This window comes from Microbispora sp. GKU 823, from assembly GCF_002027145.1.
GTDB classification, from domain to species: Bacteria; Actinomycetota; Actinomycetes; order Streptosporangiales; family Streptosporangiaceae; genus Microbispora; species Microbispora siamensis.
Genome location: NZ_MWJN01000062.1, coordinates 14,905 through 39,418, shown reverse-complemented (window position 1 = coordinate 39,418; position 24,514 = coordinate 14,905). Strand labels below are relative to the sequence as shown.

24 protein-coding genes and 2 pseudogenes are annotated in these 24,514 nt (G+C 71.4%); 12 read left to right on the top strand and 14 right to left on the bottom strand.

The window, feature by feature from the left end; all coding sequences use genetic code 11:
• Nucleotides 1-67: 67 nt before the first annotated feature.
• Nucleotides 68-1,186, top strand: a complete 1,119-nt coding sequence (locus B1L11_RS28015) for an SGNH/GDSL hydrolase family protein (protein ID WP_218671358.1) — start codon at nt 68-70, stop codon at nt 1,184-1,186.
• A gap of 241 nt (nt 1,187-1,427) precedes the next feature.
• Nucleotides 1,428-1,826: a hypothetical protein gene (locus B1L11_RS28010; RefSeq protein ID WP_256862956.1), complete on the top strand. Its 399-nt coding sequence runs from the start codon at nt 1,428-1,430 to the stop codon at nt 1,824-1,826.
• Between the two features lie 172 nt (nt 1,827-1,998).
• Here the strand turns inward: B1L11_RS28010 and B1L11_RS28005 are convergent, their stop codons facing one another.
• Nucleotides 1,999-3,237 carry an MFS transporter gene (locus B1L11_RS28005; RefSeq protein WP_218671357.1) on the bottom strand — a complete coding sequence of 413 codons (1,239 nt, stop codon included), beginning with the start codon at nt 3,235-3,237 and terminating at the stop codon, nt 1,999-2,001.
• A gap of 83 nt (nt 3,238-3,320) precedes the next feature.
• Between B1L11_RS28005 and B1L11_RS28000 the strand changes: the two genes are divergently transcribed.
• The 3 genes from B1L11_RS28000 to B1L11_RS27990 are packed head-to-tail and all read left to right on the top strand — an operon-like array spanning nt 3,321 to nt 5,229.
• Nucleotides 3,321-4,193 (top strand): LysR family transcriptional regulator, encoded by an 873-nt coding sequence (locus tag B1L11_RS28000; protein WP_079317753.1) that lies wholly within the window; start codon nt 3,321-3,323, stop codon nt 4,191-4,193.
• A gap of 4 nt (nt 4,194-4,197) precedes the next feature.
• Nucleotides 4,198-4,812 carry a bifunctional 2-polyprenyl-6-hydroxyphenol methylase/3-demethylubiquinol 3-O-methyltransferase UbiG gene (locus B1L11_RS27995; RefSeq protein ID WP_079317695.1) on the top strand — a complete coding sequence of 205 codons (615 nt, stop codon included), beginning with the start codon at nt 4,198-4,200 and terminating at the stop codon, nt 4,810-4,812.
• 60 nt (nt 4,813-4,872) lie between these two features.
• Nucleotides 4,873-5,229: a hypothetical protein gene (locus tag B1L11_RS27990; protein WP_079317693.1), complete on the top strand. Its 357-nt coding sequence runs from the start codon at nt 4,873-4,875 to the stop codon at nt 5,227-5,229.
• Between the two features lie 50 nt (nt 5,230-5,279).
• On the opposite strand, the gene B1L11_RS27985 is transcribed toward B1L11_RS27990, so the two are convergent.
• Nucleotides 5,280-5,573, bottom strand: a complete 294-nt coding sequence (locus tag B1L11_RS27985) for a GNAT family N-acetyltransferase (RefSeq protein ID WP_079317691.1) — start codon at nt 5,571-5,573, stop codon at nt 5,280-5,282.
• Nucleotides 5,574-5,684: 111 nt separating this feature from the next.
• Between B1L11_RS27985 and B1L11_RS27980 the strand changes: the two genes are divergently transcribed.
• Nucleotides 5,685-6,455, top strand: a complete 771-nt coding sequence (locus B1L11_RS27980; RefSeq protein ID WP_179155357.1) for a neutral zinc metallopeptidase — start codon at nt 5,685-5,687, stop codon at nt 6,453-6,455.
• Nucleotides 6,456-6,505: 50 nt separating this feature from the next.
• Here the strand turns inward: B1L11_RS27980 and B1L11_RS48680 are convergent, their stop codons facing one another.
• Genes B1L11_RS48680 through B1L11_RS27970 form a run of 3 tightly spaced genes read right to left on the bottom strand, consistent with a single transcriptional unit; the run spans nt 6,506 to nt 8,499 of the window.
• Nucleotides 6,506-7,054 carry a multicopper oxidase family protein gene (locus B1L11_RS48680; RefSeq protein WP_218671356.1) on the bottom strand — a complete coding sequence of 183 codons (549 nt, stop codon included), beginning with the start codon at nt 7,052-7,054 and terminating at the stop codon, nt 6,506-6,508.
• On the bottom strand, nt 6,970-8,037 hold the full coding sequence (locus B1L11_RS27975; protein ID WP_218671355.1) for a multicopper oxidase family protein: 1,068 nt from the start codon (nt 8,035-8,037) through the stop codon (nt 6,970-6,972). Before B1L11_RS27975 ends, B1L11_RS48680 begins: the two co-directional genes overlap by 85 nt.
• Nucleotides 8,038-8,091: 54 nt before the next feature.
• Nucleotides 8,092-8,499 (bottom strand): hypothetical protein, encoded by a 408-nt coding sequence (locus B1L11_RS27970; RefSeq protein ID WP_143737607.1) that lies wholly within the window; start codon nt 8,497-8,499, stop codon nt 8,092-8,094.
• Between the two features lie 108 nt (nt 8,500-8,607).
• Between B1L11_RS27970 and B1L11_RS27965 the strand changes: the two genes are divergently transcribed.
• Both B1L11_RS27965 and B1L11_RS27960 read left to right on the top strand, forming a co-directional pair.
• Nucleotides 8,608-9,489 carry a LysR family transcriptional regulator gene (locus B1L11_RS27965; protein WP_256862955.1) on the top strand — a complete coding sequence of 294 codons (882 nt, stop codon included), beginning with the start codon at nt 8,608-8,610 and terminating at the stop codon, nt 9,487-9,489.
• A gap of 79 nt (nt 9,490-9,568) precedes the next feature.
• Nucleotides 9,569-10,009, top strand: a complete 441-nt coding sequence (locus B1L11_RS27960) for a nuclear transport factor 2 family protein (RefSeq protein ID WP_079317685.1) — start codon at nt 9,569-9,571, stop codon at nt 10,007-10,009.
• Nucleotides 10,010-10,057: 48 nt separating this feature from the next.
• Here the strand turns inward: B1L11_RS27960 and B1L11_RS27955 are convergent, their stop codons facing one another.
• The 4 genes and pseudogenes from B1L11_RS27955 to B1L11_RS27940 all read right to left on the bottom strand — a co-directional run bounded on the left by B1L11_RS27955 (nt 10,058) and on the right by B1L11_RS27940 (nt 16,790).
• Complete coding sequence (locus B1L11_RS27955; protein WP_143737606.1) at nt 10,058-11,296, bottom strand: MFS transporter; 1,239 nt, start codon at nt 11,294-11,296, stop codon at nt 10,058-10,060.
• 79 nt (nt 11,297-11,375) lie between these two features.
• Nucleotides 11,376-12,689: a hypothetical protein gene (locus tag B1L11_RS47170; protein ID WP_179155356.1), complete on the bottom strand. Its 1,314-nt coding sequence runs from the start codon at nt 12,687-12,689 to the stop codon at nt 11,376-11,378.
• A gap of 125 nt (nt 12,690-12,814) precedes the next feature.
• Nucleotides 12,815-15,822: pseudogene (locus B1L11_RS27945) on the bottom strand (bifunctional [glutamine synthetase] adenylyltransferase/[glutamine synthetase]-adenylyl-L-tyrosine phosphorylase).
• Nucleotides 15,823-16,088: 266 nt separating this feature from the next.
• A complete protein-coding gene (locus B1L11_RS27940; protein WP_079317679.1) occupies nt 16,089-16,790 on the bottom strand; it encodes a type 1 glutamine amidotransferase in 702 nt (233 codons plus the stop codon).
• A 69-nt stretch (nt 16,791-16,859) separates the two neighbouring features.
• Between B1L11_RS27940 and B1L11_RS27935 the strand changes: the two genes are divergently transcribed.
• The gene (locus tag B1L11_RS27935; protein WP_079317677.1) at nt 16,860-17,717 is read left to right on the top strand and encodes an alpha/beta hydrolase; all 858 of its coding nucleotides are present in this window, start codon (nt 16,860-16,862) and stop codon (nt 17,715-17,717) included.
• A gap of 4 nt (nt 17,718-17,721) precedes the next feature.
• Here the strand turns inward: B1L11_RS27935 and B1L11_RS52130 are convergent, their stop codons facing one another.
• Together B1L11_RS52130 and B1L11_RS52125 are read right to left on the bottom strand one after the other, a co-directional pair.
• Complete coding sequence (locus B1L11_RS52130) at nt 17,722-17,898, bottom strand: CGNR zinc finger domain-containing protein (protein WP_256862954.1); 177 nt, start codon at nt 17,896-17,898, stop codon at nt 17,722-17,724.
• A 61-nt stretch (nt 17,899-17,959) separates the two neighbouring features.
• Nucleotides 17,960-18,280 carry an ABATE domain-containing protein gene (locus B1L11_RS52125; RefSeq protein WP_256862953.1) on the bottom strand — a complete coding sequence of 107 codons (321 nt, stop codon included), beginning with the start codon at nt 18,278-18,280 and terminating at the stop codon, nt 17,960-17,962.
• Nucleotides 18,281-18,363: 83 nt separating this feature from the next.
• Here B1L11_RS52125 and B1L11_RS27925 point away from each other — a divergent pair, with 83 nt between their 5' ends.
• Both B1L11_RS27925 and B1L11_RS27920 read left to right on the top strand, forming a co-directional pair.
• Nucleotides 18,364-18,864 (top strand): DinB family protein, encoded by a 501-nt coding sequence (locus B1L11_RS27925; RefSeq protein ID WP_079317751.1) that lies wholly within the window; start codon nt 18,364-18,366, stop codon nt 18,862-18,864.
• Nucleotides 18,861-20,051, top strand: coding sequence for a MalY/PatB family protein (locus B1L11_RS27920; protein ID WP_079317675.1), 1,191 nt, complete (start codon nt 18,861-18,863; stop codon nt 20,049-20,051). The genes B1L11_RS27925 and B1L11_RS27920 overlap by 4 nt, the downstream gene beginning before the upstream one ends.
• A 27-nt stretch (nt 20,052-20,078) precedes the next feature.
• Here B1L11_RS27920 and B1L11_RS27915 read toward each other — a convergent pair whose 3' ends face one another.
• On the bottom strand, nt 20,079-20,561 hold the full coding sequence (locus B1L11_RS27915) for a MarR family winged helix-turn-helix transcriptional regulator (RefSeq protein WP_218671354.1): 483 nt from the start codon (nt 20,559-20,561) through the stop codon (nt 20,079-20,081).
• A gap of 82 nt (nt 20,562-20,643) precedes the next feature.
• Between B1L11_RS27915 and B1L11_RS27910 the strand changes: the two genes are divergently transcribed.
• A complete protein-coding gene (locus B1L11_RS27910) occupies nt 20,644-22,062 on the top strand; it encodes an MFS transporter (RefSeq protein ID WP_256862952.1) in 1,419 nt (472 codons plus the stop codon).
• A gap of 68 nt (nt 22,063-22,130) precedes the next feature.
• Here B1L11_RS27910 and B1L11_RS27905 read toward each other — a convergent pair whose 3' ends face one another.
• On the bottom strand, nt 22,131-22,901 hold the full coding sequence (locus B1L11_RS27905) for a hypothetical protein (RefSeq protein ID WP_079317673.1): 771 nt from the start codon (nt 22,899-22,901) through the stop codon (nt 22,131-22,133).
• A 159-nt stretch (nt 22,902-23,060) separates the two neighbouring features.
• Nucleotides 23,061-24,421 (bottom strand): annotated as a pseudogene (glnA, locus tag B1L11_RS27900) (type I glutamate--ammonia ligase).
• Nucleotides 24,422-24,514: the final 93 nt, after the last annotated feature.

Genomic DNA, 24,514 nt, shown 5'->3' with positions numbered 1-24,514 from the left:
CGCATACGCGCTTCAGCTGTCCTTCGCCTGAGCGGCGCTATTCCTCATGACAATGAATGGAGCGAGCATGATCTGGACAGCCGGCTTCCGCACCGCGGTGATCAGTCCCTACGAGCAGATAAAGCTCACCGAACCGCGTGGCTTCGCCGACCAGACGGTGCGTCAGGTAATCCACATGGCCGGCGGCGGAGAACTCCTTCGCGTACGCCTGACGAACCGGTATGGCCGTACCCCCTTGGTCATCGCCGCCGCGGGGGCCGCTACCGAGCACGGACAGGCCACCCTCACCTTCGACGGCACCGAAAGGGTCACCATCCCGCCGGGAGAAGAGGCCGCCAGTGACCCGATGGATCTGCCCGTCGCCCCCGGCGCCGACCTGTTCCTCAGCCTCTATTTCCCTGAGGAGACAGGTCTGGCCACCTATTCGCACATGCCCATGGAGACCGCTCACATAATCGGCGGCAACCATGTCATGTCTCCCAGGCTGCCTGGTGCCGAGCGGGTCGAAGCCAGGTTCTACGTCTCAGGCGTCGACGTGCTCACCTCGGACGACACCGCGATCGCCGTGGCATTCGGCGACTCCTGGTTCGAAGGGGTCGGTTCCACGACTGGCGCGAACAACCGCTCCGTGGACTTCCTCAACCGGCGCCTCAAGCGCGGATGGGTCGTCAACCAGGGCATCGCCGGAAACCGCCTGCTGCGGGACGAGGTGGGCGAGCACGGGCTGGCGCGCTTCGACCGTGATGTTCTCTCGATTCCCGGCGTGACCCATGTCCTGGTGCACTTCGGCATAAACGACCTCGGGATCCCCGGCATGTCCGGCGAGCCTCCCGCCACCTCCGGCGCCCTCATCGAGGGCTTCCAGGCCCTGGCCCAGCGCGCGCACAAGGCCGGCCTGAAGATCCTCGCTGCCACCATCGGGCCCTTCGCAGGCGCCATCTATCCCGGGATCAGTACCCCTGAGGGCCTCGCCGCCCGACGCGAGGTGAACGACTGGATCCGTACCACCGACACCTTCGACGCCGTTTTCGACGTAGCCCGAGCTGTGGAAAACCCCGAAGCTCCCGACTACATCCATCCTGCTCTGGACAGTGGCGACGGCATGCACCTCAACGACAAGGGCGCCCAAGCCATGGCCGACGCCGTAGACCTGGAAACCCTCGCCCTTGAGAAACCTCGTCCTTGACCGCCTCCATAACGGGTCCGAGCGGACAAGCCCCGGATGCCGGATCCGCCCGGCTAACCTGAGCCGGGATCTCGCTGGGTACGGCGGGATCCGTCCCGCGAGAGGTGGCTGGTGGTGCTCCGTACGAGATCGGCGAGCGCGAGTTCCGCGAGGAACTGAGCCGCCTGCGACCGATGAACAGGCGGCCTCGTGAGGCACTCGACTGATCGCAGACGGACGACCGGGTCGAAGGTGGTGGGTGATGGAACTTTCCGATCTGGAGGGCCTGCGTCTGGTCGCGGTGACCGCGGCCCTGTTCACCCACAAGTCCGACGCCCCCGAACTCCTGCACGTGTGGCTCCATCTGGAGACGACGACCGTCGTGGTCCGTGACACCGCCGACTGGGCTCTGCGCATCACGCCGGATGAGCCAGGAGAGAGCTACACAATGGAGGAGCTCGCCAGCCGAGTGGACATCGTGCCCGCCCCCGCCGAGGTGCCCTTCGTACGGCATGTCGGCGAGCGGCTTGTCCGCATGACCAGGAGATTCGAAGCCGAGGATCCCACCCAATGGGTGGAGGCGGAGTTCGTCTTCGAGACGGGACGCGTGATCGCGGAAGCCTTCGGAGGCGACCTCCGCCTGCGCCATGGAGTGGGGTGACGACGAGACCTGGACAGCACGAGCCGACCTGAGATCAGGACTCCCCGCCGGCTTTGGGCACGGGCCCGGCGCGCTCGCTGTCAGCGGCGAGCCGGCGGCAGCCGTGACAGCTCACAGACCCAAGGGACAACCGGTTCCGGTGCCACTCGCTGAGAAGCACCGCCTGCCGCGCTCATCGGGAGCGTCCCTCCCCCAGGGCGGGGGTCCTGCGCAGCAGGAGGGCGAGGGCGCCGGTGGCGGTGAGCAGGAGTACGGCGAGGGAGACCACGCCCGGCCAACCGGCGTCCGTCCAGGCGCGGCCCGCGAGGCTGCCGAAGACTGAGGACCCGAGGTAGTAGGTGAACAGGTAGAGCGACGCGGCCTGCCCGGTGGACACCCCTCCCGCGTACGCCCGGGCCGGGACCCAGCCGCTGGCCACCCCGTGGACGGCGAAGAACCCCGCGGTGAGGAGCGCGAGTCCGAGGACCAGGACCGGCAGCGAGGACGACAGCGTGACCAGCGCGCCGACGACGGCCAGCAGGCAGCCCAGCGGCGTCACGGTCCGCCGCCCGTAGCCGTCCGCCAGCCTGCCGAACACGGCGGAGCTGACGGAGCCGATGGGATAGACGAGGAACATCAGGCCGGCGGCTCCGACACCGAGGTGGAACGGCGCGCCCGCGAGCCGGAAGCCCAGGGTGTTGAACACCGCGACCAGGGCGCCCATCGAGCAACCGCCGATGCCGTACAGCGCCAGCAGTCCGCGGTCCGACACCGCGCGCAGGCTTCCGCGGAGCAGGGCGCGTACGCCCGCGGGGGCCGCGGCGAAGCGCCGGGAGGGCGGAAGCAGCACGCGTACGGTCAGGGCGCACAGCAGGCCGAGCACGGCGGCCGCGGCCAGGGCCCAGCGCCAGCCGGCGGCCTGGGCGACGGCACCGGTCAGGAGGCGGCCGGCCATCCCGCCCAGCGCCGTGCCCCCGACGTACAGGCCCGCGGCGCGGGCGTGTGTGGACGGATGCAGTTCCTCGCGCAGATAGGCGGTGGCCACCGCGGGGAGCCCGGCCAGCGTGATGCCTTGAAGTGACCGCAGGACCATGAGCGCCGGCCAGCCGGGCGTCAGCGCGCACGCCGCCGCGACGACGGCGGACGCGGTCAGCGACAGATGGATCAGCCGGGTGCGTCCGACGACGTCGGACAGGGGGCCGGCCACCAGCAGCGCGACGCCCAGACCGAGCGTGGTGAGCGACACGCTCAGCGTGCTCTCCGCGGTGGACACCCCGAACTGCGCGGCGAGCTCGGGCAGGATCGCCTGAGTGCTGTACAGCAGCGCGAAGGTCGCCACCCCGGCGGCGAACAGCGCGACGACGACCCGCCGGTACCCGGTGGTCCCCGGCAGATGTCCTTCCACGGCGGAGGTCTCAAGAACAGCGGTCACCCCAACGACTGTGCGCTTCCTGGCGCTATGCGTCCAATGCCGTAACCAGCCGTATCCGATACGCGATGCGTATGATGTCGGGCATGCTGCTCCGGGACCTGGCCTGGCTGGTCGCCCTCGCCGACCACCAGCACGTGACCGACACCGCCGCCATCCTCCGCACCAGCCAGCCGACGCTCTCGCGCGCCCTCGCCCGGGTGGAGGACGAGCTCGGCACCCGGGTGTTCGAGCGCGCGCCGGACGGCGTCCACCTGACGCCCAACGGGAGACTCGTGGTGGCGGCCGCGCGCGACCTCACGGCACGCTACGAGCAGTTGCTGGCCGATCTGCGGAGCCTGCTCGACCCGGACACCGGGGTGGTACGACTGGCCTTCCTCGACTCCATCGCCACCTCCCTCGTCCCGCGGCTGCTGCGCTCCTTCCACGAGCACGCTCCCCGGATGCGCATCCTGCTGCGCCAGGAACCGGCGCACGAGATCGTCCAGGACCTGCGTACCGGGGCCGCCGACCTCGCGATCACCTCCCCGCGCCCATCCGGAGACTTCGGCTGGCATCCCCTGCAGGAGGAGCGGCTGGTGCTCGTCGTGCCGCCGAGCCACCGGCTACGCGATCGGCAGGAGGTGGGACTCCAGGAGCTGGCGGACGAGGATCTCGTCACCACGCCGGTCGGCTTCGGTTACCGCGCCCTGGTCGACGCGCTGCTGCGCGACGCCGGGGTGTCCCCGGCGGTCTCCTTCGAGAGCCAGGACCTCGCGACCATCGAGGGCCTGGTCGCGGCCGGGCTCGGCGTGGCCATCGTGCCGGAGCCCTTCGCCGGTCAGTCCGGCACCGTCGGCGTCAGGATCGCGGCGGAGGCCGCCCGCCGCACCATCGGACTCACCTGGCGTACGGACCATGCCCCGGCCGCACCCGCCACCCGCTTCCGGGACTTCGTCATGACGCCGGCCCTAGGATGATCAGATGCGCCAGGCCGACTCGGAGCCGTACTGGAACACCAACGTCGCCCGGCACCCGGGCATCCTCCGCGCCGTCCCCGAAGGGTGCGGTGACGCGCTGGACGTCGGCTGCGGGGACGGCCTGCTCGCGCGGAAGCTGACCACCCGGGCCAAGCGCGTCACCGGCGTCGACAGATCACCGGAGATGATCGCGCGTGCCCGCGAACTGTCCGCCGGTCAGCCGGATCTCACCTTCGTCGAGGGCGACTTCCTCACCGCCGCCCTGCCCGTCGAGGGGTACGACTTCGTCTGCTCGGTGTCCACGATCCACCACATGGACTTCGACGCGGCCCTCGTCCGGATGCGCGAATCGCTGCGCCCCGGAGGCACGCTGGTGGTGGTCGGCCTGGCCCGCGAGGGCTCCCCCGCGGAGTGGGCCGCGACGATCGCGGCCGCCCCCGTCGTACGGATCACGAAGCTGCTGCGCCGCGCGCGGGGGCCCGAGGGGATGCCGGTGGCCGAACCGCGGATGAGCTACGGGCAGGTGCGGGCGGCGGCACGCCGCCTGCTGCCCGGCGTGCGCTACCGCCGGCACGTGCTCCGCCGATACTCCCTGACCTGGACGAAGCCCGACGACTAGATATCCACGGATTTCCGGAATTTCGAGTTGTGACGGGGGTTGCCGGGCCAGGATGCGAGGATGGCCGGCACGGCCCTCGTGCCGCCCCTCGCCGGAGCCCTCACCCTCGCACTGGTGAGCCTGGACGTTCCCATGAAAGTGGCCTTCCTGGTCTCCGAACCGGCCCTCACCCGCTACGCGCGGTCGCTGCCGGAAGACGAACAATGGGCGAGCGTGAGAGAACGCGTCGGCCTGTTCACCATCGACGGCGTCCAGCGCTGGAACGGCGCCACCCAGCTTCGGGTGGCCGGCTCCGGCGGCATGCTGGAGGAGTGCGGCTTCGTCTACCTGCCGGTCGGTGACGTGCGCGTTCTCGACGTCTCCAGCGCCGAGCGCCTGTCGGACGGCTGGTACGCGGTCTGCGTCGACTTCGACTGACGCCGTCCCGCTCAGGATTCGGAGGGTCTGTCATCGGGCCGGCCGACCGGTCAACGGCGCAGGGCCCGCCGGTAGCGGACCTCGGTCAGCGGGAAGCCGTCCGACTCGTCCCGCTGTACGGCGCCGTCGGGACGCCAGCCGCCACGCTCGTAGAACCGCCGGGCGCGCATGTTCCCGTCGACGACCCAGAGGGTGGCCTGCTCGTATCCGGCGGCGGCGAGGCTGTCCAGCGCGGCGGCCATGAGGCGCCTGCCGACCCCCGCGCCCCACACCTCGGCCGACAGGTAGATCGCCGAGATCTCCGTCCGCCGCTTCGGCGCGTCTGATGACCATGCACGCTCCATATACGCTTTCGGCTGCCGGCGCCCCGTTATACACCACACGCGCGAAACAAGCGGATCGATATTCACAAAAAGGCTTCCGACGGCCTTTTGGGTGGTTTAGCCTCGTCGTCCGTGAAACTCGCCAAGATTGCGCTCGCCGGTTCGGTGGCACTGGGGCTCCTCCCGGCCGTGTCCGGCACGGCCGCCGCCCACCCGGTCAAGGACAAGACCCTCACCGACAACCGCCTGTACAGCGCGGGACCCTTGCCTGACACCGACTGCCGGGAAAGGCGGGTGAAGAAGGCGGACGCGAGGTCCGCGAAGCTCTATCTGAACGAGGTATTCGCCTGCCTCACCGACGCCTGGACCGCGGAATTGGGCCAGGCGGGTCTGAAGCAGTCCCGGGTGAAGCTCACATACGCGACCAAGGTGCCGGCGAAGTTCTGCGGCGCGAAGTGGCGTAAGGACGATTGGGCCGCCTACTACTGCGACGCGTCTCACACGATCTTGATCGTGCTCTCCAAGGACCTCTTGGAGGACCCGGGGGATCTCTACCTGTTCAACCTGCTGGCGGCGAAGTACGGGGAGCACGTGCAGAACCGCGCCGGCATCTACCGGGCCTGGGTGGACCTCCGCTACCGGAGCAAGGCCGAACTCGCCGAACAGAACCGGCGATACAGCCTCCAGGCCGACTGCTTCGCCGGAGTCTCCCTGCGAAGCGTCTGGAAATCCTTGCGGCGTGACCGCGAGGACTGGGACGATCTGCTCTTCTATGTGCGCGGCTGGGCGGGCAAGAACGACGGAAGCCGGAAGTCGATCACCTACTGGGCCAACGAGGGGTTCAAGTCCGGCGACCCGGGGGCCTGCAACACGTGGAGCGCCCCGTCCTCCAAGGTGGCGTGACGTCGCCGGGGCCCTGCGTAGCCGTGGCCGGGACGCAGGGCCCGGGCGGGCTAGACGATCTCGAGGTTGGCCATCATGCCCATGTCCTCGTGTTCGGCGTTGTGGCAGTGGAAGAGGTAGCGCCCGCGATAGCCGTCGAACCGGGTGATGATCTCAACGGCTTCGCCGGGCCGTAGCGAGACGGTGTCCTTGAGTCCCGCGTCGTGGGGCAGCGGCGGCCTGCCGCTGCGCGAGAGCACCCGGAAACCGACCAGGTGCAGGTGGACGGGATGGTGGACGTCGGCGATGAGCCGCCAGACCTCGACGTCGCCGAGCCGGGTGGTGACGTCGGTGCGGGCGGGGTCGAACGGCAGGCCGCCGATGAGCCAGCCGTGGCCAGAGTGCATCCGCCCGGCGCGGAAGGCGAAATCGCGCACCCTGACGGCGTCCGAGCGCCGCCAGGCCGGCAGGTCGGTGGACAGGGTGCGGGGGACGCGGCTGTCGTCGGCGGCCTTACGCGCGACCCGGAAGGCCATCACGTCGCGGGTACGGCCGGAGCCGAGCCGGTTGACCACCTTGACGAGTCCGCCGATCGGGACGCCGGAGAAGTCGACGACCACGTCGTAGCGTTCCGCGGGGGCGATCGGCAGCAGCCTGTGGACGACCGGGGCGGCGAGGAGTCCCTGGTCGGCCCGACCTGGACGAGGTCGAGGCGGTGCCCGTCGCCGGTGACCGCTTCGAGCTCGTAGTGGCGGGCGTTGGATGCGTTGAGGATGCGCAGCCGGTAGCGCGCCGCGTCGACCTCGTGCACGGGCCACGGCGCGCCGTTGACCAGGATGACGTCGCCGAGGACCCCGGCGAGGTACGGCTCGCGGACGCCGGGCCGTACGCGCAGGGTGGGGTCGAGGGCGGGGTAGGAGAGGCTGCCGTCGGCGGCGAAAGCCCGGTCGGCGATCATGAGGGGCAGCTCGCGCGGCCCCGCGGGCAGGCCGAGGGCGTCCTCGGCGTCGTCGCGCACGATGTGCAGCCCCGCCAGGCCCCGCCATATCGCGGGGGCGGTGAAGTCCATCCGGTGGTCGTGATACCACAGCAACGTCGGCCGCTGGTCCAGCGGGAAGGTGTAGTCCCGCGTCAGCTCGGTCACCACGGCCCTCGGGTCATGCATACCGTGCTCGGAGCCGTGCCCCATGTGCATGGAGTGCTCCTGCCGGCCTTCGGGCAGGAGCAGGTCGGTCGGGTACCCGTCGGAGGCCGCCGGAGTCCGGCCGCCGTGCAGGTGCACGACCGTCGGGACGGGCAGCTCGTTGCGGTGTGACACGGTGACCGGCCGGCCGCGGCGCGACTCGATCGTCGGCCCCGGAAAGGTCCCGTTGTACGTCCACATCGGCGTCGTGACCCCGGGCAGGATCTCCGCGCTCGCTTCGCGCTGGGTGATCTCGTAACGGTCGGCGCCGCCCGAGGTGCCGACCGGCTTCAGCACGGCGGGAACCGGCAGCGGCACCTGGAACGGAGGCGGTAGCGGTACGGCGCTGCGCAGCTGGGCGCCGGTGATCGACGGCCGGCGGGCCAGCGCCGCCGCGCTCGTCAGCCCGGTGGCCGCCATCAGCCCGAGCGCCCGCCGATGCCCAGCATCTGCCGCCTGGTCACGCCACGGCCGCTACGCATCGGCGGCCCCCTGACGCAGGAGAGGCCGCCGCCAAACGTCGATGAACTGCACCACGACGGCGACGACGGTCGTCACTCCCAGCGGGAGGTGCAACCACAGCGCTCCGTCCAGCCCGGCGAAGTACTGCACCGTCTCGGCCGCCACCACGGCCGACGTGGCGAGAAACGGCCACGCCTGGCGCAGCCGGACCCAGACCACGATCGCGACGATCACCTGCAGATACCCGATGGAGGTGACGACGTCGGCGCCTGCCGAATGCAGGCTCAGACCGGCGTAGTCACCGGTCAGATACATCCCGGCGAAAACCGGCTGGCCGGCGATCGCCACCGCGTGCGCACTGACGACGGCCCGCAGCGTCCATCCCGCGGGTGTCGTCCGGGGCGCGGCCACGGCGAGCATGTGGATCCCTCCTCACTCCGTTCTCGTTTCGCGAACGACGGCGACACTATGGCTTAAGAGTTATCTTGTCTAAGATCAATATTGCTATGTGGTTATACCTGAGGAGTCATGATGGAGCTGAGCACCCTCAAACAGTTCCTGGTGGTGGCGCGACTTGAGCACCTCAGCCGGGCGGCCGACGAACTTCACGTCGCCCAGCCGTCGCTGAGCCGTAGCATCGCCCGGCTGGAGAGCGAACTGGGCACACCGCTGTTCGACCGGAGCGGCCGGCTCCGGCTCAACGACGCCGGCAAGCTCTTCCGCGATCACGTCGAACGCGCCCTGGGCGAGCTCGAGGCCGGACGACGCGCCGTCGCCGAGGCCACCAGCGAGGGCGTGGGCACCGTGAGGCTGGCGTCGGAGACCTTCCTCACCCTCACCGGCCCGCTGGCGGCCTACAAGCGAGCCCATCCCTCCGTCGAGATCGAGCTTCACTGGTCCCTGGCCGAGGACATGGCGCGCCGCCTGCGGGCCCAGGACGTCGACCTGTGTGTCGCCTCGCAGCCGATCCACGCCGAAGGCCTGCAGTCGGTGCAGCTGTTCGAGGATGCCGTGGGGGTGTGCGTGCCACTCGATCACCCGCTCGCGAGCCGTACGTCCGTGAGCATCGACGAACTCGCCGACCAGCCCTTCATCACCGCTCGCAAGGGACACTGGCTCCGCCGGCTGCTCGACCGGCTCTTCGCCGCACGAGATCTCACCCCGAAGATCGTCTGCGAGAGCGACGAGCACAGCGCCATCGCCGAACTGATCAGAGCGGGACTCGGCATCGGTCTCGTCCCCGACTTCGCCCGCCGCGGCGACATTCCTGCCCCCATCGCCTGGATCTCCGTCGACAGCCCCGACTGCCGGCGCACCGTCACCCTGCACTGGGGCGCCGACAGTCACCTGTCGACCGCCGCCCGGCTGATGCGCACCACGATCATCGGCTGGAACTGGACCACGCCGTGACACCTCACATTCCGGGGGGCTGTTCGGTCGTACCAGTGAGAAGCCAACAAGCCGCACCGCATGAAAGGAATCGGTAGCAATGCCTACGCACCGCGAAGAGGACGAAGCCACGATCAGGCAGCAGATCGACAAGATCGTCGAAGGAATCCGGGCCAAGGATCTCGAAGGCCTGAGGAAGATCTACGCGACGGACGTCGTGTCCTTCGACGTCGAGCCGCCGCTGCAGCATGTGGGGATCGACGCGAAACTGAAGAACTGGGCGAACGCGTTCGCGTTCTTCCAGGAGGTGAATTACGAGGTCCGCGACCTGACGATCACCGTGGGCGACACGGTGGCGTTCGGCCACTGCTTCGGCCGGCTCAGCGGCACGCTGAGGAACGGGACGGCGACGAGCGGCATGTGGGTCCGGGGCACTTTCTGCTTCCGGAAGACCGGCGGCGACTGGCTGATCGCGCACGACCAGGTTTCCGTGCCGCTCGACATGTCGAGCGGCAGAGGCGTGACCGACCTCGAGCCCTGACGAGCCGCTCAAGTGCGGGACGCCGCGGGCGGTCGTCGTCCATCGTGGTCATCTCACGTCCAGAGTGCGTACGGGTGACAGGGACAGCAGGAGCGGCCACAGCAGGGTCGCGCCGCCCAGGATGATCAGGGCGGGGCGCAGGCCGATCCAGGCGCCCAGGGCGCCGGCCAGGAGCGGCCCGAGCGGCAGCAGGCCCGCCTGCATGAACTGGGTGGAGCCGTTCATCCGGCCGAGCATGCCGGGCGGGCACAGCAGTTGGCGCGCGGTCTGGGCCGCGGTCATCTGGACCATCCCGGCGGCCGTCAGGAAGGTGAAGACCAGCCCGACGGTCCACTGGCCGGCCAGGCCCGGCGGCACGAGGGGGGTGACCAGCTCGAAGGGGGCCGACAGCAGGGCGCCCAGGACGATCACGCGGCCCATGCCGAGCCGGGCCGTCACGCGCCCGGCCACCATGCTCCCGGCGACCCCGCCGACCAGGCTCAGGCCGTAGACGAGCCCGGCCGCCCAGGGGCTCCAGCCCAGCTCCCGCACGACGTACAGCAGCCACATCGAGCTGATCCCACGCAGCAGCACGGCGCTGACCGCCCCGGAGAGTGCGAGCACGCGCAACACGGGCTGGGCGAGCACGAACCGCAGCCCTTCCGCGATCTCGCCGAGGAAGCGCCCGCGGTGCGAAGTGCGCTCGGGCTTCGGCTCCCGCAGGCGCATCGACGCCAGGGCCGCGGCGCTCACCGCGTACGAGAGGGCGTCCGCCGCGACCGCGCGGGCGGCGCCGACCAGGCCCACCAGGAAGCCTCCGACGCTCGGCCCGGCCATTTCGGCCAGGCCGCGCGCGGTGTTCATCTTGGCGTTGGCGTCAGTGAGCCGGTCCCCGCCGAGCAGCACCGGCGTCAGGCTGCCGGCCGCGGTGCCGAAGACCACGCCGAGCGCGCCGACGACCAGGGTGACCGCGTAGAGCTGGGCCATCGTGACCCGCCCCGCCACGGCGGCGATCGGCACCGACGCCATGACCAGCGCGGATCCGGCATCGCAGGCGATCATGAGACGCCGCCTGCGGTGACGGTCGGCCAGCACGCCGGCCGGGAGCGAGACGACCAGCGCCGGCAGCGTGCTCATGGCCCCCAGCACCGCCACCTCGAACGTGGTGGCGTGCAGCCCGGCGACCGCCACCATCGGCAGGGCGATCCAGCTGATCTGCGAGCCGAAGAGGCTCACCGTGTGGCCGCTCCACAGCAGCATGAAGTCCCGGTGCCGCCACAGCGACCCGGCCGGCCCTCGCCCACGCACCCGGCCGACCGTACGCACGCAGGTCCGGCCGCCGCAACCGGATATCGCGGCCTCCGGCCGTGGCCGGTCCGCCCGCGCGTCAGGAGGGAGTGGAGCCGGAGGTCCGGGCGCGCAGGCCGCTGACGCGGCGCAGGATGTCCCACCAGAACGGCGCGCCGAACAACAGGGCGACCAGCGTGATGAGGAACCCCGGCCAATGGCCCGGCGACGTGAGGCGCTGCCACCAGTCCCCACCGTGCCAGGCCCACGCCGGGCCGTCGGCCGCGTCCATCGTGACGCTCACCGGGGCGTGCGTGAAGATCTTCACGAACGCCGGGGTGCTCAGCACGTCGGTGACGCACGCGTACGTGTCCTGGCCCGGCCGGCACTGCTCACGTATCGATTCCAGCGCCTGGGGCCCCGCCTGGCCGAAGGCGGTCACCGCGCTGCGGTAGGCGTTGTCGCGTAGCAGGGTCTTGCCGTACTCCAGGGAGTCCATGCTGAACACGAGAGTCACGACGAGGCCGAGCGCGACGAGCACCCAGCGGACGTAGCGGCGGTAGAGCAGGCTGAGCCGCTCCATCTCGCCGTCGAACCAGTCCTCGACGCCGCGCCGGAACGCCTCGAGGTCGTGGCTCGCCCTGTCCCACACGGCCTTGAGCGGCCGGGAGAAGGGGCTCTTGAGCGCGTCGAGGTCCCGCATGAGGGCCTCCACGCCGCCGTGCTCGGTGGCGATCTCCATGACGGCGACGGCGAAGCGCGCGGGCGGGATGTCGGCGATGCTCGTCCTTCCGCGCTTGGCGTGGTCGATCTCCTGCAGCCGTTCGTGGAGCAGTTCGGCCATCGACTTGCCCTGGCCCGGCGGCAGCACGCCGCCCGCCGCGCCGTCCGCCGCCGGGTCCACCGTGAGGACGGCGGTCTCCTCGGGGTCGGCCTGTCCCGCCGTATGCGCGGGGTCCGCCGACGCGTCCGCCGGGGCCTCGGCCGAAGCCGTCATCTGTTCCGCGGCCACGGAGTCGGCGGCGGCGGCGAGCGGCGGGCTCTCCACGGGCGGCGGCTGCCGGCTGAACGCGGGCCGCGGGTCCCGGCCGAACGGCAGCCGCGCGAACACCCCCAGCACGCTGGCGGGCAGGCGCGAGCGGCCCTCCTCCGGCGACGCCGCCTGCGTCAGCGGCGTGCGCGCCTTGCGGCCGAACCTCTTGAGCGCGTCCAGGATCCGGTCGAGCCGGGAGGTCCCGTCCGCCGTCTCCGCGCCGTCGAGGGTGTCGCGCAGGTACGCCCACAGGAACTTGCTGCGGATTCCGAGCAGCCTGACGATGCCTTCGTTGATGCCACTGACGACAAGCGACAGCAGCAGGAAGGCCAGGATCAGCCCGATGGCAAGATCGGCGTAATACGAGATCAAAGAGATCACCCGCACCCGTTGATACACGTTACGGGCTGCGATGGCAACGCTCCGATCCGCATACATTTACGTCATACGGAACAAGCCGCGCGCCAAGGCGGCAACCACCCTTGATCGGGCTCCTTGGGTCGGATTCAGTCCTCGTAGAAGACGCGCTCCACCACGGTCCTGGCCCGCCGGGTGGCGCGCCGGTAGTCCTCGACGAAGTCCTCGGTGCCCTCGGGCGGGTAGCCGAGCGCCCGCGCGAGCAGGACGCGCTCCTTCACCGGGGTGGGGATGCTGTCGGCCGCGCGTCCGCGCACCAGCATGAGCGCGTCGCGGATGCGCGAGGCGAACAGCCACGCCTGCGCGAGCACCTCCTCATCGGCCGGGTCGAGCAGGCCCTCCCCCGCCGCCGCGCGCAACGCGTCCAGCGTGCGCGTCGTACGCAGCGCAGGTACGGCTCCCGCGTGCCGCAGCTGGATGAGCTGGGCCACCCACTCCACGTCGCTCAGCCCGCCCCTGCCGAGCTTGGTGTGCAGGGCCGGGTCGGCCCCGCGCGGCAGCCGCTCGGCCTCCATGCGCGCCTTGAGCTTGCGGATCTCGCGTACGGCGTCGCCGAGATGCCCTCGGCCGGGTAGCGCAGCGGGTCGACGAGCGCGACGAACTCGCGGCCGAGTTCGGCGTCGCCCGCGCAGAACCGGGCCCGCAGCAGCGCCTGGGCCTCCCAGTGCGAGGCCCAGCGGTCGTAGTAGGCCCGATAGGAGGCGATCGTGCGCACGAGCGGCCCCTGCCGCCCCTCCGGCCGCAGGCCCGCGTCGATCTGCAGCGGCGGGTCGGGGGCGGGCCGCGCGAGCAGCCTGCGCGTCTCCTCGGCCACCGCGTGGGCGGCGTCGGTCGCGTCCCGCTCGGCCACGCCGGCAGCGGCGCGTGCACGAACATGACGTCGGCGTCGCTCGCGTAGGAGCTCTCCAGGCCGCCCAGGCGGCCCATGGCGATCACGGCCAGCCGCGTCGGGAACGGCGCCCGCCGCTCCAGCGTGACCTTGTTGATCGCGGTGTCCAGCGCCGCCTGGATCGTCACGTCGTTCAGCGACGAGAGGGCCTGGCCGACCTCCTCGATGTCGATCAGCCCGGACAGGTCGGCGCAGGCCGTGCGGAGCAGTTCCCTGCGGCGCAGCGCCCGGACGGCGGCGACGGCGCTCTCGGCGTCCTCCGCGTGACGGCCCACGGCGGCGGCGGCCTCGGCGGCGAGCGTCGCGGCCGGCCGTACGGCCAGCTCGGCGGGCGAGCCCAGCATCGCGACGGCCTCGGGGGGCGTGCAGCAGCAGCCCGGTGACGTACTTGCTGGTGCCGAGCAGGTGGGCGAGGCGCTCGGCCACGGCGGTCTCGTCGCGCAGCAGGCGCAGATACCACGGCGTGGTGCCGAGCTTGTCGCTCACCTGGCGGAAGCCGAGCAGGCCGGCGTCGGGGTCGGGGGCGTCGGCGAACCAGCCGAGCATGACCGGCAGCAGCGTCCGCTGGATGGCCGCCCGGCGGGAGACGCCACTGGTGAGCGCGGCGATGTGCCGCAGCGCGCCCTCGGGGTCGGCGTAGCCGAGCGCCTCCAGCCGCGCGGTGGCGGCGGCCGTGGACAGGCGGGCCTCGGTCTCCGGGAGGCGGGCGACCGCCTGCAGCAGCGGGCGGTAGAACAGCTTCTCGTGGAGCCGCCGCACCTCCAGCGCGTGCCGCTTCCAGGTGGTGGTGAACTCCCCCACCGGGTCGGTCGTCATGCCGAGCCCCCGGCCGAGCCGCCGCAGGTCGGCGGTGTCCGACGGCACCACGTGGGTGCGGCGCAGCCGGTGGAGCTGGAGCATGTGCTCGACCTGGCGCAGGAAGGTGTAGGCCTCGGCGAGCGCCTTGGCGTCGTCGCGCCCGACGTAACCGCCCCTGGAGAGGGCGGCGAGGGCCGACAGCGTGGCCCGGCGGCGCAGCAGCGGGTCGGAGCGGCCGTGCACGAGCTGGAGGAGCTGGACGGCGAACTCGATGTCCCGCAGTCCGCCCGGCCCGAGCTTGATCTGCCGGTCGGCCTCGCCCGCGGGCACGTGCGCCTCCACCCGGCGGCGCATGGCCTGCACGTCCTCCACGAACTTGGGCCGGGCGGCGGCCTGCCAGACCAGCTCGTTGACCGCGGCGACGTACTCCTGGCCGAGCTCGAGGTCGCCGGCGACCGGGCGCGCCTTGAGCAGCGCCTGGAACTCCCACGTCTTGGCCCACCTGCGGTAGTACGCCAGGTGGCTTTCCATGCTGCGCACGAGCGGGCCCATCTTGCCCTCCGGGCGCAGGTTGGCGTCCACCTCCCACAGCGAACCCTCGGGGGTGCTCGCCGAACAGGCCCGCATCAGGCCCTGCGCGAGGCGCGTGGCGGTCTGCAGCGCCTTGGTCTCGTCCACGCCCTCCTTGGGCTCGGCCACGAAGACGACGTCGACGTCGGAGATGTAGTTCAGCTCGCGGGCCCCGCACTTGCCCATGCCGATCACGGCCAGCCGTACGTCGCCCGCGTCGGCCACCTCGGCCCTGGCGATGGCGAGGGCGGCCTCCAGCGCGGCCGAGGCGAGGTCGGCCAGCGCGGCGGCGGCCTCGGCGAGCGTGCACTCGCCGGTCACGTCCCGGGTGGCCAGGTGCAGCAGGCGGCCCCGGTAGGCGACGCGCAGCGCCTCCATCGCCGGCCCGGACGCGCCGGGCCCGGCGGTGATCCCGTCGGCCGCGGGCTCGGCCACGGGCTCGGCCTCGTCGGGGTCCGCCCCGACCGCGAGCAGCATCTCCTCACGCAGCTCGCCGAGCGTGGGCCACCGCGTCCACTGGATCGACGGCAGGCACTCCGGGTGCCGCACGACGTGCTCGCCGAGCGCCGCGCTGAGCCCGAACACGCCGAGCAGCCTGCGGCGCAGGTCCGGGTCGGCGCGGAACGCCCCGAGCACGCTCGGGTCCCGCTCGACCAGGCGGCTCAGCGCGGTCAGTGCCAGATCCGGGTCGGCGGCCCTGACGAGGTCATCGAGCAGCGCGAAGTCGCCGACCGCCTCGGGGCCGAGCTCGTCGAGCAGCCGTTCGGCCCGCGCGCCGTCGGCGAATCCGAGCGCCGCCAGGCGCCCTGCCGTCGTCTGTATCCGAGGCGCGGCGTTCACCGTTCCTTCCTCCACCCCGACGTCGATCACGTCGCCCCCCGAGACGAACCTTCCCAGTAACCGTACACATGGGTCGGAAGCCTCCTCGCAGAGATCGGCTCACTGCCGGGGAGCCGACCTCGGATGTCGCCGCCCGGCACGTGCCGGGCTCAGCGCACACGCTAACCCTCCGCGTTGTGCGCGTCCTTAGCGGTTTCTCCGCGTAATCGGCCCATCACGGGTTCTCCCCGCGCGCTCCTCCGCCCATGTCAGCCCATTTCAGCGAGTCAGCGCCGGGTGAGCTGGGCCGCGAACGCCTCGGCCAGCGGCCTCCAGGTCGCCCGCAGTTCGTCCCCGGCCGCCTCGACCTGCGCGTTCAGCTCTCCGGCCCGCTCCGGCGGCAGTTCCCCGCCGGCCGTCCAGGAGGCGAAGATCGCGGGCGTGGCCTCGGGGTGGAACTGCACGGCCCAGGCCCGGTCGCCGAGCCGGTACGCCTGGTTGGCGTACCGCGCGCCGGTGGCCAGCCGTACGGCGCCCTCGGGCAGGGTGGTCATGGCGTCGTAGTGGTACTGGATCGCCCGGACCGTGCCGCCCGGCAGCGCGGACAGCAGCGGGTCGGCGGCGGCCTCGGGCAGCGGCTCGATCTCCCCCAGGCCGATCTCCAGGCCCGCGTCGCCGCGCTCGACGGTTCCGCCGCAGGCCATGGTCATGAGCTGGGCGCCGAGGCAGATGCCGAGCGTCGGCACGCCCTCGTCGACGGCGCGGGCGAGCAGGTCCCTGGTGGCCGGCAACCAGCCGTACCCCTCGTCGTCCCAGGCCGCCGCGGAGCCGCCGAGGACCAGCAGCCCGCCGGCGGCGCGTCCGGGCACCGGCTCCCCCTTGTACGGCCGGACGACCTCGGCCTCGACTCCGGCGGCCTCCAGCCACCCGGCGAAGAAGCCGAGACCGGCGTCGGCCTCGTGCTCGATGACGATCAGACGTTCACCCATATGGGAGAGCTTAAAGACACATAACGGGACAGGCGATACCTGCGAGGGTCGTACCGTACAGTCCGAACCATGAACATCGATGAGGTCGCCGTCCCCGGCGGACGGCTGCGGATCGCCAGGTTCGGCGGCGGTCCCCGCCTGATCATCGCGGCGCACGGCATCACCGCCTCCCTCATGGCGTGGCGGGCGGTGGCCGAGGCGCTGCCGCCCGGCTGGTCGCTGGTCGCCGTGGACCTGCGCGGGCGCGGCCACAGCGCCGATCTGCCCGGCCCGTACGGCCTGGACCGGCACGCCGAGGACCTGGAACGGGTCGCCGAGCACGTGGGCGCGGACGGCACGAGCGTGCTCACCGGGCACTCGATGGGCGCCTACGTCGCGGCGCTGCACGCCGCGCACCGGCGCTACGCCCGGGTGGTGCTCGTGGACGGTGGCCTGCCGCTGCCGCTGCCGCCCGGCGCCGACCCCGACGAGGTGCTGGAGGCGACGCTCGGCCCGGCCATCGCCCGGCTCTCCCAGACCTATCCGAGCGTGGACGCCTACCTCGACTTCTTCCGCGCCCATCCCGCGCTCGCCCACGACTGGTCCCCGCTGATCGAGGAGTACGTCCGCTACGACGCCACCGGGCCGGACGGCACCGTCCGCTCGCGCGCCCGCGAGGACGCCGTACGGCAGGACGGCCGCTGGCTGCTCACCGAGCACGAGGCGATCGGGACGGCGCTGAAGGCCATAGAACCGGCGCCGCTCCTGCTCCGCGCGCCGCGGGGGCTGCTGAACCAGGACGTCGGGATGCTCCCGGACGACCTCACCGCGCGGTGGGCCGCCGTCCTGCCCGGCCTGCGCGACGAGGTCGTGCCGGACTGCAACCACTACACGATCCTGTTCGACCCCCGCTGCGCCGCGGTCGTGGCCGCCCGCCTCACGGGATGAGAGCTCATCCCTTCTTGCGGTAGCGGTAGTTCGCGGCCTTGACCCGGTTGCCGCACTCCTCCATGCCGCACCAGTGCCGGGTGCCGCCCCGCGACCGGTCGACGAACAGGCGGGTGCACTCGGGGCGGGCGCACTCCCGCACCCGCACCGGTGACGTCCCCGAGGCCGCCGCCGGGGACATCCCCGCCAGCAGCGTGGCGGCCGACCGGGCGACCTCCGCGCCGATCTCCGCCGCGCCTCCGTCACGCGCCAGACCACCGGGGCCGAGCGTCAGCCGCGGCGCGCGGCGAGGCCGCCCGGTTGAGCACGCCGAGATCCTCGCCTGGCCAGGGACGGCGGTCCAGCGCGGCGGCGACGAGCCGGTAGACCGCCTCGCGCAGGCCGAGCAGCGTGCGCAGGTCCTCGCCGTCGAGTGACGGCTCCCGGGTGAGCACGCCCGCCTCCACAGACCATCGCGCCAGGTCGCCGGGCGTGCGCAGCAGTTCCTCCGGATGGGTACGGCGCCACTTGAGCGTGCCGGCGAAGTCCAGCGCCAGATTGCCGCCGACGAAGACGAAGTCCACGTCACCACCTTGGCAGGTGACAACGCGATACGGCAAGCGCTATCGTCACCGCCTGAACCAGTGACGCGGCACCGGAGGCCGTGGTGATCGACAAAGACGACTACCTCTACTTCGCCCGCCGGGCTCTCGACGGAATGACCGGCATCGTCGCCGAGCTCGGCGACGACCTCGCCAACGTCCGGCCGCCCTTCCCGGGCGCGAACTCTCCCCACGCCCTGCTCACCCACTGCCTCGGGGTGGTCTCGTACTGGGCGGGCGCGCTCGTGGCGGGCCGGGAGGTGGTCCGGGACCGCGACGCGGAGTTCGCCGCCGCCGGGCCCGTCGGCCCCCTGCTCGAACGGGCCGCCGCCGTACGGGACCAGTTGGCGGCGGACGTGCGGGCCGCGCGGCCGGCCGAGCCGCTGCGGGGCACGCCGCCCGCCGCGTTCCTCGGGCCCGACCGCGAGCTGACCCAGGGGGCGGCGCTCCTGCACGTGTACGAGGAGCTGGCCCAGCACCACGGCCAGATGGAGATCCTGCGCGACTGGATCGCCGCCTCCGCCGTCGACCCCGGGATCGGCTCCGTGACGAAAGGACGATCATGACCCGCGACCCCTTCGCCCACGTCGACGTCGACCGGCTGCGGTCCGGGTACGGCGTCAAGTGGGGCTCCCTGCCGCCCGGCGTCCTCGGCGCGTGGGTGGCCGACATGGACTTCGGCGTGCCGCCGGCCGTACGGGAGTGCGTGATCCGGCTGGCCGAGCGGGAGGACTTCGGCTACCCGTTCTGGCGGGGCGAGGACCCGGTGGCCGAGGCGTTCGCGGAGCGGATGGCCGCGCGGCACGGCTGGACGCCGCGGCCGGGCCGCGTCCGCGTGCTGACCGACCTGATCCAGATCCTCCAGGTGATGGTCGAGCACGCCACCCGGCCCGGCGACGGGGTGGCGATCCACGTGCCGTCCTATCCGCCGTTCCTGGCGAGCATCGCGCGGGCGGGGCGCCGGATCGTGCCGCTGCCCATGATCCGAACCGGACACGGCTGGGGCTTCGCGGTCGAAGGGCTGGCCGATCGGCTGCGGGCGGCGGGCTGTCGCATGCTGGTGCTCGTCAACCCGCACAACCCGACCGGCCGGGTCCTCACCCGGGAGGAACTGGAAGCGCTCGCCGACGCGGCCGAGGAGCTGGACCTGGTGGTCGTCTCGGACGAGATCCACGCCGACCTCGCCTACGCGCCGCACCGCCACGTCCCGTTCGCCTCGCTCGGGCCCGCGACGGCGGCGCGGACGATCACCGCGACCTCCGCCACGAAGACGTTCAACATCGCCGGGCTGCGCTGCGCCGTCGCCCACGTCGGGCACGACGGCGTGTGGGAGGCGCTGGCGCGCATGCCGTACGACTACTTCGGCACGCCGACCATGGTGGGCCGGGCGGCCACGGTCGCGGCGTGGCGGGAGTCGGCGGACTGGCACGCGGACCTGATGCGGACGCTGGAGCGCAACCGGCGGACGATCGACCGGTGGGCCGCGGACCTGCCGTGGGACCTCGGCTACCACTCGCCGCAGGCCACCTACCTGAGCTGGTTCGACTTCACCGGCACGCCGTTCGGGGGCGTCGCCCCCGCCGAGCGCCTGGAGCGGAAGGCGGGGGTCAAACTGGCCGAGGGCGCCGAGTTCGCGCAGGAGACGCCGGTGGACACCGCCGGGTTCGCACGGCTCAACTTCGCCACGAGCCCGGCGCTCCTGGACGAGATCCTCGGCCGCCTGACGTCGGCCCTGTCCTGCGGCTCGTCCTGAACGACCGGCGGATGGCCAGGAGACTCGTCACCCGCCGCTGCGCGGCGGCCCTGCCGTCTCCGCGATCTGGCCGCGGATGATCTCGTTCGAGCGGCGCACGAAGTCGAGCAGGACGGCGAGCTCGGCGTCGGTGTATTCCTCGATCAAGGCGGTGTACGCCTTTCCGAAGCGTACGAAGATCTCCTGGAGCTCGGCATAGGCGCCGTCGCGGACGAGCTCCACGATGACCTGCCGCCGGTCGGCGGCATCGCGACGACGGCGCACGAATCCGCCCTTCTCCAGCCGGTCGATCACCGCCGTGACGGCTCCCCCTCTGGACAGCCCCGTCCACTGGGCGAGCCGCCCCGGAGTCATCGGCCCTTCTTTGTCCAGGAGTGCCAGGCAGTTCACGTCGGTCACGTTGAGCCCGGCCCTGGACGCCACCGCGGCATGGAAGAGAACCGCGCGGGTGGCGGCAAGCCGATTCTCGTTGTACAGGGCCTCGACGGCCTCGGCACGCTTCGTCGACACGTGTTAATCTCTCTAAAATAGAGAGGCTCTAAATTAGTGATGCTCAAGCCTCGTGCTACTACGCAAGGTATCCGGAGGAGTCTTGACCACGTTCGCCGAGACGAGCACCACGCCATCCCGTCCGTGGCCGGCCCTGAGCGTGGTCCTCACCGCCGCGTTCATGGACCTGGTCGACGGCACCGTCGTCACGGTCGTGCTCCCCCGGATCCAGTCGGACCTCGGCGCCGGCTTCGCCGCCGCGCAGTGGATCCTGGCCGGCTACTCGCTCACGTTCGCGCTGATGCTCATCACCGGCGGCCGCCTCGGCGACGTCTTCGGCCACAAACGGATCTTCCTGATCGGCGTGACGGGGTTCACTCTCGCCTCCATCGTCTGCGGCGCCGCCGCCGACGCCGGCATGCTCGTCGCCGCCCGCCTCGTCCAGGGCCTCATGGCCGCCCTGATGGTGCCGCAGGTCTTTTCGATCATCATGGTCCTGTTCGAGCCCGAGCGCAGGGCCAGGCCTTTCGCGCTGTACGGCCTGTTGCTGAGCGTGGCCAACGTCAGCGGCCCGCTGCTGGGCGCGCTGCTGACCGAATACGACGTGTTCGGGCTGCACTGGAGAGCGATCTTCTACGTCAACGTCCCGATCGGCGTGTTCGCGATCGCCGGCGCTCTCCGCTACATGCCCGAATCCCGCTCGGAGCATCCGCTCAAAGTGGACCTGCCGGGAATCGCCCTCATCACCCTGGCCGCCTTCGCGCTCATGTTCCCGCTCATCCAGGGCCGCGAATCGGGCTGGCCCGCCTGGTCGATCGTCATGATGGCCGCGGCCCTGCCGATCCTGGGCCTGTTCGCCCTTTCCCAGCGGCGCAGCCGATCGCCGCTCGTCCCGCCGAGCCTGTTCCGCGAACAGGCGTTCGTGGTCGGGCTAATCATGCTGCTCGTTCTGTTCACCGGGCTGGCCTCGCTGTTCCTGGTGCTCAACTACGGCCTCCAGCTCGGCCTCGGCTGGTCGCTCCTCTCCTCCGCGCTGACCGGCATCGGCTGGCCGATCGGCATCAGCCTCACATCGGGGGTGGCGCAGCGCTTCGCCACGACCCACGGCCGCCTTCTGATCAGGAGCGGGCTGCTGGTCATGACGGCGGGCGCGGTGCTCCTGATCGCGCTCATGAACGGGCACGGGACCGGCGTCTCCTACTGGATGATCGCTCTGCCCGTGTTCGGCATGGGACTCGGCATGGGCCTGTGCGTCTCGATCCTGACCAATGTGATCGTGGCCGAGGTCCCCTCCCGCAGTGCGGGCGCGGCGTCCGGGGTGCTCAACGCGATACTCCAGCTCGGCGCGGCCGCCGGCATCGCCGTGGTCGGAGCCGTCTTCGTCAGCCTGGCCGACGGCCGGCGCGGCGGGGGCCTCTATCACGCGGTTCCGGCCACACTCTGGTACAACGCCGCCGCGTTCCTGGTGGCGGCCCTGCTCACCACGCTGCTACCGCGAGCGGCCAGGGGCCGCCAGAAGTGACCGGCGATCCGGAGACCGCCGGACACCACGTCCGCGCGATGTGAGCCGCGGCCGAGGGCCGGGCCGGGTCACTGGCGGGGCAGGATCCAGGTCGCCTTGGCGGCGGCGACGAGCGCGCCGTCCACCTCGTAGACGGCGCTCGTGCCGAACAGCTTGCGGCCGTCGCGGCCTTCCGCGCGGGCCACGACCGAGTATCGGCCCATCGGGTAGACCCGGCGGAACACCTGCCCGGTCAGCCGCCCGAGCAGCGGGGGCTGGATGGGCTGCCGGTCCGGGAAGCTGCGGTAGTGCGCCCACCCGGTGACGCAGTCCAGCGCCGCCCAGACGATCGAGTCGGGAACCACGCCCTCCTCGTCGGTCACGTTGAACGGCACCCGCCAGCCGGCGGCCACGAGCTCGGCGCCCTCCGCGGGGTCCTCCGCCGCGTCCTTCACGGGCCCGGGGAAGATCCGCAGCCCGTCGCCCGGCTCGCGCAGGCCGCAGGCGAAGCATCCCGCGATGGCGTGGCCGTTCCTGCCGGGGAAGCCCGCCTCCGCGCGGGCCGCGTCGGTGAACCGCACGAACGGCGGCGGCGTCAGCGTCTCCGCGACGGGAATCGCCTCGACGAGGTGGCTGTCGCCCTGGCTGAGGACGACGGCGTTGCCAACGTGCTCGACCGGCAGGTCGGTCTCCAGCGGGACCGGTCTGCGAAGGGTGACCTCCACCGGCGAGTCGTGACCGCGTCCCGTCAGCGTGCCGGCGAGGGTGCCCGCGATCCATCCGCCGTTGGCGGTGCCCTCGGGTCCCCGGAAACGCTTCGGTACGGTCAGAACGGTCTGCAGCCCCGCAGCCGCCGTCATATGGCCCACGCCCTCCCTGATCACGTCTTGATACGGCTCACCCGCAAAAGTCGTAACAAGTGAACCGATTTTACTGTTCCGGCGTAGGGACCAGCTAAACAGACGGGAGTGTCAGGAAGATTTGCAGGCTGTAACGCCGCGGTGACGGAGTGATCCCCGTCAGAGCACGGGCAGGTAGCGGCCGAGTTCGTACTCGGTCACCTGGCGGCGGTAATCCTGCCACTCCGCGCGCTTGTTGCGCAGGAAGTAGTCGAAGACGTGCTCGCCCAGCGTCTCGGCGACCAGCTCGCTGTGCTCCATCGCCACGATCGCCTCGTCCAGCGACTGGGGCAGCGGCTGGATGCCGAGCGCCCGCCGCTCCGCGCTGGTCAGCGCCCACACGTCGTCCTCGGCGCCCGGCGGCATCTCGTACCCCTCCTCGATGCCCTTCAGCCCGGCCGCCAGGATGACGGCGAAGGCGAGGTAGGGGTTGCAGGAGGAGTCGACCGACCGGAACTCGATGCGGGTCGAGCCGCCCTTGTGCGGCTTGTACATGGGCACGCGCACGAGCGCGGAGCGGTTGTTGTGCCCCCAGCAGATGTACGCGGGGCCTCGCCACCGGCTCCGGCGATCGCCTCGGCGCCGCCCCACAGCCGCTTGTAGGAGTTGACCCACTGGTTGCACACCGCGGTGATCTCGGCCGCGTGCCGGAGCAGGCCGCCGATGAACGACCGGCCGATCTTGGACAGCTGGTAGTCGGCGCCGGGCTCGTAGAAGGCGTTGCGGTCGCCCTCGAACAGCGACATGTGGGTGTGCATGCCGGACCCGGGGTAGTCGGTGAACGGCTTGGGCATGAACGAGGCCCACACGCCCTGCTCCAGCGCCACCTCCTTCATGACCAGCCGGAACGTCATGATGTTGTCGGCCGTGGTCAGCGCGTCGGCGTAGCGGAGGTCGATCTCCTGCTGGCCCGGCGCGCCCTCGTGGTGGCTGAACTCCACCGAGATGCCCATCGACTCCAGCATCATGATCGCGTTGCGCCGGAAGTCGTGGCCGGCGCTGTGCGGCGTGTGGTCGAAGTAGCCGCCCTCGTCTATGGGCTGGGGCTTGTCGCCCTTCTCCGGCCGGTTGCGGAGCAGGAAGAACTCCACCTCGGGGTGGGTGTAGAACGTGAAGCCCATGTCGGCCGCCTTGGCCAGCGTCCGCTTGAGCACGAAGCGCGGGTCGGCGTGCGACGGCGAGCCGTCCGGCATCAGGATGTCGCAGAACATGCGGGCGGCGCCCGGCGACTCGCTGCGCCACGGCAGGATCTGGAACGTCGACGGGTCGGGCTTGGCCAGCATGTCCGACTCGTAGACCCGCGAGAAGCCCTCGATCGCCGAGCCGTCGAAGCCGATGCCCTCGGCGAAGGCGCCCTCCAGCTCGGCCGGCGCGATCGCCACCGACTTCAGGAAGCCGAGCACGTCGGTGAACCACAGCCGGATGAACCGGATGTCTCGCTCTTCGAGCGTGCGGAGGACGAATTCCTGCTGGCGGTCCAAGGCGTACCTCACGGAGTTACAGGTCTGGTCGCCTACCAGTCTGCCCTCTGAGTGTTTCACAGGGGTTACGACGAGGTGTGAGCCGCCTGTCCT

Excerpts from the sequence above, each read along its gene's own strand:
- B1L11_RS27920 (WP_079317675.1), top strand. The coding sequence starts at position 18,861 with ATGACCCGCGACCCCTTCGCCCACGTCGACGTCGACCGGCTGCGGTCC.
- B1L11_RS27965 (WP_256862955.1), top strand. The coding sequence starts at position 8,608 with ATGATGGAGCTGAGCACCCTCAAACAGTTCCTGGTGGTGGCGCGACTT.
- B1L11_RS28000 (WP_079317753.1), top strand. The coding sequence starts at position 3,321 with ATGCTGCTCCGGGACCTGGCCTGGCTGGTCGCCCTCGCCGACCACCAG.
- B1L11_RS27940 (WP_079317679.1), bottom strand. The coding sequence starts at position 16,790 with ATGGGTGAACGTCTGATCGTCATCGAGCACGAGGCCGACGCCGGTCTC.
- B1L11_RS52130 (WP_256862954.1), bottom strand. The coding sequence starts at position 17,898 with ATGTCCCCGGCGGCGGCCTCGGGGACGTCACCGGTGCGGGTGCGGGAG.
- B1L11_RS27970 (WP_143737607.1), bottom strand. The coding sequence starts at position 8,499 with ATGCTCGCCGTGGCCGCGCCCCGGACGACACCCGCGGGATGGACGCTG.
- B1L11_RS27905 (WP_079317673.1), bottom strand. The coding sequence starts at position 22,901 with ATGACGGCGGCTGCGGGGCTGCAGACCGTTCTGACCGTACCGAAGCGT.
- B1L11_RS27935 (WP_079317677.1), top strand. The coding sequence starts at position 16,860 with ATGAACATCGATGAGGTCGCCGTCCCCGGCGGACGGCTGCGGATCGCC.
- B1L11_RS27990 (WP_079317693.1), top strand. The coding sequence starts at position 4,873 with ATGGCCGGCACGGCCCTCGTGCCGCCCCTCGCCGGAGCCCTCACCCTC.
- B1L11_RS28010 (WP_256862956.1), top strand. The coding sequence starts at position 1,428 with ATGGAACTTTCCGATCTGGAGGGCCTGCGTCTGGTCGCGGTGACCGCG.
- B1L11_RS27985 (WP_079317691.1), bottom strand. The coding sequence starts at position 5,573 with ATGGAGCGTGCATGGTCATCAGACGCGCCGAAGCGGCGGACGGAGATC.
- B1L11_RS27960 (WP_079317685.1), top strand. The coding sequence starts at position 9,569 with ATGCCTACGCACCGCGAAGAGGACGAAGCCACGATCAGGCAGCAGATC.
- B1L11_RS27995 (WP_079317695.1), top strand. The coding sequence starts at position 4,198 with ATGCGCCAGGCCGACTCGGAGCCGTACTGGAACACCAACGTCGCCCGG.
- B1L11_RS28015 (WP_218671358.1), top strand. The coding sequence starts at position 68 with ATGATCTGGACAGCCGGCTTCCGCACCGCGGTGATCAGTCCCTACGAG.
- B1L11_RS27975 (WP_218671355.1), bottom strand. The coding sequence starts at position 8,037 with ATGGCGGCCACCGGGCTGACGAGCGCGGCGGCGCTGGCCCGCCGGCCG.